Origin of the sequence: Curtobacterium sp. MCPF17_018, assembly GCF_003234135.1 — a bacterium.
Taxonomy (GTDB): Bacteria; Actinomycetota; Actinomycetes; order Actinomycetales; family Microbacteriaceae; genus Curtobacterium; species Curtobacterium flaccumfaciens.
Window position 1 is genome coordinate 1 of the sequence record NZ_QKSJ01000028.1, and the last position, 5,551, is coordinate 5,551.

Genomic DNA, 5,551 nt, shown 5'->3' on the forward strand with positions numbered 1-5,551 from the left:
AGTGCGTCTGGTCCTTGAGAACTCAACAGCGTGCACATTGTCAATGCCAATTTATTGATTGACCTCGTGCCTGGTCGGTTTGCCGATCGGGTCATGAAGCAATTCCTTTTGGATTGAAGATTGTCAGTAGACAGTCAACAGTCAGAATCAACTCGGTCTGATGCCTTCGGGTGTTGGGTCTGTATTTTTTTACGGAGAGTTTGATCCTGGCTCAGGACGAACGCTGGCGGCGTGCTTAACACATGCAAGTCGAACGATGATGCCCAGCTTGCTGGGTGGATTAGTGGCGAACGGGTGAGTAACACGTGAGTAACCTGCCCCTGACTCTGGGATAAGCGTTGGAAACGACGTCTAATACTGGATATGATCACTGGCCGCATGGTCTGGTGGTGGAAAGATTTTTTGGTTGGGGATGGACTCGCGGCCTATCAGCTTGTTGGTGAGGTAATGGCTCACCAAGGCGACGACGGGTAGCCGGCCTGAGAGGGTGACCGGCCACACTGGGACTGAGACACGGCCCAGACTCCTACGGGAGGCAGCAGTGGGGAATATTGCACAATGGGCGAAAGCCTGATGCAGCAACGCCGCGTGAGGGATGACGGCCTTCGGGTTGTAAACCTCTTTTAGTAGGGAAGAAGCGAAAGTGACGGTACCTGCAGAAAAAGCACCGGCTAACTACGTGCCAGCAGCCGCGGTAATACGTAGGGTGCAAGCGTTGTCCGGAATTATTGGGCGTAAAGAGCTCGTAGGCGGTTTGTCGCGTCTGCTGTGAAATCCCGAGGCTCAACCTCGGGCTTGCAGTGGGTACGGGCAGACTAGAGTGCGGTAGGGGAGATTGGAATTCCTGGTGTAGCGGTGGAATGCGCAGATATCAGGAGGAACACCGATGGCGAAGGCAGATCTCTGGGCCGTAACTGACGCTGAGGAGCGAAAGCATGGGGAGCGAACAGGATTAGATACCCTGGTAGTCCATGCCGTAAACGTTGGGCGCTAGATGTAGGGACCTTTCCACGGTTTCTGTGTCGTAGCTAACGCATTAAGCGCCCCGCCTGGGGAGTACGGCCGCAAGGCTAAAACTCAAAGGAATTGACGGGGGCCCGCACAAGCGGCGGAGCATGCGGATTAATTCGATGCAACGCGAAGAACCTTACCAAGGCTTGACATACACCGGAAACGGCCAGAGATGGTCGCCCCCTTGTGGTCGGTGTACAGGTGGTGCATGGTTGTCGTCAGCTCGTGTCGTGAGATGTTGGGTTAAGTCCCGCAACGAGCGCAACCCTCGTTCTATGTTGCCAGCGGGTTATGCCGGGGACTCATAGGAGACTGCCGGGGTCAACTCGGAGGAAGGTGGGGATGACGTCAAATCATCATGCCCCTTATGTCTTGGGCTTCACGCATGCTACAATGGCCGGTACAAAGGGCTGCGATACCGTAAGGTGGAGCGAATCCCAAAAAGCCGGTCTCAGTTCGGATTGAGGTCTGCAACTCGACCTCATGAAGTCGGAGTCGCTAGTAATCGCAGATCAGCAACGCTGCGGTGAATACGTTCCCGGGCCTTGTACACACCGCCCGTCAAGTCATGAAAGTCGGTAACACCCGAAGCCGGTGGCCTAACCCTTGTGGAAGGAGCCGTCGAAGGTGGGATCGGTGATTAGGACTAAGTCGTAACAAGGTAGCCGTACCGGAAGGTGCGGCTGGATCACCTCCTTTCTAAGGAGCATCTGGTCAGTGCTGGTCGCTCATCATGGGTGGTTGGTTGCTGGTCCAGGCGCCTGATTCGGACCGAACGTGTCCGACGGGTAGCTCATGGGTGGAACATTGACAGTGCAGTTGGGAGTGATGCTTCCGACCTCAGTACGCTCTGCTTGCAGGGTTGGGACGGGTCGAAGGTGGAGCTGCTGGCTGGTGCACGTTGTTGGGTCCTGAGGGACCAGGCTTCCTGCTGACGCGTGAGTGTTGGTGGGGGTTGGGCCTACGGGTCCTTCGTCGGGCCAGGGTGAACCTACCGTTGTGGTGGGGGAGTGCTGGTGCCGATCGTATGTTGAGAACTACACAGTGGACGCGAGCATCTTTGATTCGCGTCATCCATGACCGGCCTTCGGGTTGGTGTGGTGACGTTGGATCGCAATTTTAATCTTTGTGGTCAAGTTTCTAAGAGCAAACGGTGGATGCCTTGGCATCTGGAGCCGATGAAGGACGTAGAAATCTGCGATAAGCCTCGGGGAGCTGATAATCGAGCCTCGATCCGAGGATTTCCGAATGGGGAAACCCCGCCAGGCGTTTTGCGACCTGGTGACTCCCGCCTGAATATATAGGGCGGGTAGAGGGAACGTGGGGAAGTGAAACATCTCAGTACCCACAGGAAGAGAAAACAACATGTGATTCCGTGAGTAGTGGCGAGCGAAAGCGGATGAGGCTAAACCGATCATGTGTGATAGCCGGCGGGCGTTGCATGGTCGGGGTTGTGGGACACGTCACTCAGTTCTGCCGGACTGGGACGGTTACAGCGCATCATAGTCGAACCGGTTTGAAAGCCGGGCCGTAGTGGGTGCCAGCCCCGTAGACGAAATGGTGTTATGGCCGGATGTGTATCCCAAGTAGCACGGGGCCCGAGAAATCCCGTGTGAATCTGTCAGGACCACCTGATAAGCCTAAATACTCCCAGATGACCGATAGCGGACAAGTACCGTGAGGGAAAGGTGAAAAGTACCCCGGGAGGGGAGTGAAATAGTACCTGAAACCGTTTGCTTACAAACCGTCGGAGCCTCCTTAGTAGGGGTGACGGCGTGCCTTTTGAAGAATGAGCCTGCGAGTTAGTGATATGTGGCGAGGTTAACCCGTGAGGGGCAGCCGTAGCGAAAGCGAGTCTGAATAGGGCGTTTGAGTCGCATGTTCTAGACCCGAAGCGAAGTGATCTATCCATGGCCAGGTTGAAGCGACGGTAAGACGTCGTGGAGGACCGAACCCACTTCAGTTGAAAATGGAGGGGATGAGCTGTGGATAGGGGTGAAAGGCCAATCAAACTTCGTGATAGCTGGTTCTCTCCGAAATGCATTTAGGTGCAGCGTTGCGTGTTTCTCGCCGGAGGTAGAGCTACTGGATGGCCGATGGGCCTCAACAGGTTACTGACGTCAGCCAAACTCCGAATGCCGGTGAGTGAGAGCGCAGCAGTGAGACGGTGGGGGATAAGCTTCATCGTCGAGAGGGAAACAACCCAGACTACCAACTAAGGTCCCTAAGCGTGTGCTAAGTGGGAAAGGATGTGGAGTTGCACAGACAACCAGGAGGTTGGCTTAGAAGCAGCCACCCTTGAAAGAGTGCGTAATAGCTCACTGGTCAAGTGATTCCGCGCCGACAATGTAACGGGGCTCAAGCACACCACCGAAGTTGTAGATTTCGCACTATAGACAAGCCTTCGTGGTTCAGTCGTGCGGAGTGGTAGGAGAGCGTCGTGTGGCGAGTGAAGCGGCGGAGTGATCCAGCCGTGGACGCTACACGAGTGAGAATGCAGGCATGAGTAGCGAAAGACGGGTGAGAAACCCGTCCTCCGAAAGACCAAGGGTTCCAGGGCCAGGTTAATCCGCCCTGGGTAAGTCGGGACCTAAGGCGAGGCCGACAGGCGTAGTCGATGGACAACGGGTTGATATTCCCGTACCGGCGAACAACCGCCCAAGCTAATCCAGTGGTGCTAAGAGTCCTAACCCGGTACAACCGGATCCCTTCGGGGTGATGGTGGCCGGTCTAACGCTCGACCCCATGCTGGTGCGGTTAGCGTATGAACAGGTGTGACGCAGGAAGGTAGCTGAGCCAGGCGATGGTATCCGTAAGGTGAACCTGGTGTAAGGATGTAGGGCTGACGATAGGCAAATCCGTCGTCTGTGTGCCTGAGATCCGACGCGTACCCGTAAGGGGAAATCAGTGATCCTATGCTGCCGAGAAAAGCATCGACGCGAGGTTGCAGCCGCCCGTACCCGAAACCGACTCAGGTGGTCAGGTAGAGAATACCAAGGAGATCGAGAGAATCGTGGTTAAGGAACTCGGCAAAATGCCCCCGTAACTTCGGGAGAAGGGGGGCCGGACACGTGACCGGATTTACTCCGTGAGCGTTGAAGGCCGCAGAGACCAGTGGGAAGCGACTGTTTACTAAAAACACAGGTCCGTGCGAAGTCGCAAGACGATGTATACGGACTGACGCCTGCCCGGTGCTGGAAGGTTAAGAGGAAGGGTTAGCCTTTGGGCGAAGCTCTGAATTTAAGCCCCAGTAAACGGCGGTGGTAACTATAACCATCCTAAGGTAGCGAAATTCCTTGTCGGGTAAGTTCCGACCTGCACGAATGGCGTAACGACTTCCCAGCTGTCTCAACCGCGAACTCGGCGAAATTGCACTACGAGTAAAGATGCTCGTTACGCGCAGCAGGACGGAAAGACCCCGTGACCTTTACTACAGTTTGGTATTGGTGTTCGGAGTGGCTTGTGTAGGATAGGTGGGAGACTGTGAAGCGGGCACGCTAGTGTTCGTGGAGTCATTGTTGAAATACCACTCTGGTCACTTTGGATGTCTAACGTAGGACCCTGATCGGGTTCATGGACAGTGCCTGATGGGTAGTTTAACTGGGGCGGTTGCCTCCCAAAGAGTAACGGAGGCGCCCAAAGGTTCCCTCAACCTGGTTGGCAATCAGGTGGCGAGTGTAAGTGCACAAGGGAGCTTGACTGTGAGACTGACAGGTCGAGCAGGGACGAAAGTCGGGACTAGTGATCCGGCAGTGGCTTGTGGAAGCGCTGTCGCTCAACGGATAAAAGGTACCTCGGGGATAACAGGCTGATCTTGCCCAAGAGTCCATATCGACGGCATGGTTTGGCACCTCGATGTCGGCTCGTCGCATCCTGGGGCTGGAGTAGGTCCCAAGGGTTGGGCTGTTCGCCCATTAAAGCGGTACGCGAGCTGGGTTTAGAACGTCGTGAGACAGTTCGGTCCCTATCCGCTGCGCGCGTTGGAAATTTGAGAAGATCTATCCCTAGTACGAGAGGACCGGGATGGACGAACCTCTGGTGTGTCAGTTGTTCTGCCAAGGGCACCGCTGATTAGCTACGTTCGGACCGGATAACCGCTGAAAGCATCTAAGCGGGAAGCCGTCTTCGAGATGAGATTTCCATGCACCTTGAGTGTGAGAGGCTCCCAGCAGACTACTGGGTTGATAGGCCGGATGTGGAAGCGGGGACTAACGACCCGTGGAGCTGACCGGTACTAATAAGCCGAAGACTTGATAACACACTGATTTCCGTGCACTTGTTGCACGGGCTCGCGTCCACTTTGTGGTTCCCGACAGACGATCGGGAATCGAAACTGAATACACCGCTCTGTCCTCTTCACGGGGGCAGCAGTCGGGACAGCTTTGAGACCAAATGCATGATCTGGTCGAGAGTGTTCCGGTGGTCATAGCGAGAGGGAAACGCCCGGTCACATTCCGAACCCGGAAGCTAAGCCTCTCAGCGCCGATGGTACTGCAAGGGGGACCTTGTGGGAGAGTAGGACGCCGCCGGACTTAACGTA

Annotated in this window: 3 rRNA genes; all 3 read left to right on the forward strand. The window is 55.5% G+C overall.

What is annotated here, in order from left to right:
* Positions 1-188 precede the first annotated feature (188 nt).
* The 3 genes from DEJ27_RS17365 (at position 189) to rrf (ending at position 5,543) form a co-directional block, all read left to right on the forward strand.
* Positions 189-1,710 (forward strand): 16S ribosomal RNA (locus DEJ27_RS17365).
* Between the two features lie 431 nt (positions 1,711-2,141).
* Positions 2,142-5,269 (forward strand): 23S ribosomal RNA (locus DEJ27_RS17370).
* Between the two features lie 157 nt (positions 5,270-5,426).
* A 5S ribosomal RNA gene (rrf, locus tag DEJ27_RS17375) occupies positions 5,427-5,543 on the forward strand.
* Together the 16S, 23S and 5S rRNA genes form the textbook arrangement of a ribosomal RNA operon.
* Positions 5,544-5,551 lie beyond the last annotated feature (8 nt).